At 64.8% G+C, this 330-nt stretch carries 2 pseudogenes; one reads left to right on the top strand and one right to left on the bottom strand.

Features of this window, described 5'->3' with window-relative positions:
- A pseudogene (locus EN852_RS37540) lies at nucleotides 1-177 on the top strand (NAD(P)/FAD-dependent oxidoreductase); the annotation flags it as partial.
- A 24-nt stretch (nucleotides 178-201) separates the two neighbouring features.
- On the opposite strand, the pseudogene EN852_RS42890 reads toward EN852_RS37540, so the two are convergent.
- Nucleotides 202-330, bottom strand: a pseudogene (locus EN852_RS42890) (aldehyde-activating protein); the annotation flags it as partial.

Here is a 330-nt window from a genome sequence, read left to right as displayed (position 1 = left end):
CAGACCTTCATGGAATGGGAGCATCACAAGGCGGAGAACATCATGGGCTTCCGCGACCACGCCTACCGCTCGCTGATGACCGGGACCATGGCGCCGCTGCACCATACGCCGTGGCTGCAGGCGCTGGACGATTCGATGGAGAGCTATCTCGAGGTGAAAGGCGTCGCGGCCGAGTAGTGGCCCAGGAGGCGGGCTTTGGCGTCAGTCTGGCACCACGACCCAGCCGTGGCGGCGCTTGTCGTAGACTGACTTTGTCGGCGCCGGGAAGGACGGATCGGCGAAACAGCCGACGGCCACGGCGACCGCCTCCGGTTTTCGTGACGGATACCA

Origin of the sequence: Mesorhizobium sp. M2E.F.Ca.ET.209.01.1.1 (assembly GCF_004010375.2) — a bacterium.
Classification (GTDB): Bacteria; Pseudomonadota; Alphaproteobacteria; order Rhizobiales; family Rhizobiaceae; genus Mesorhizobium.
Note: the sequence above shows the minus strand (reverse complement) of the source record. Positions and strands in the feature narration are given on the sequence as shown.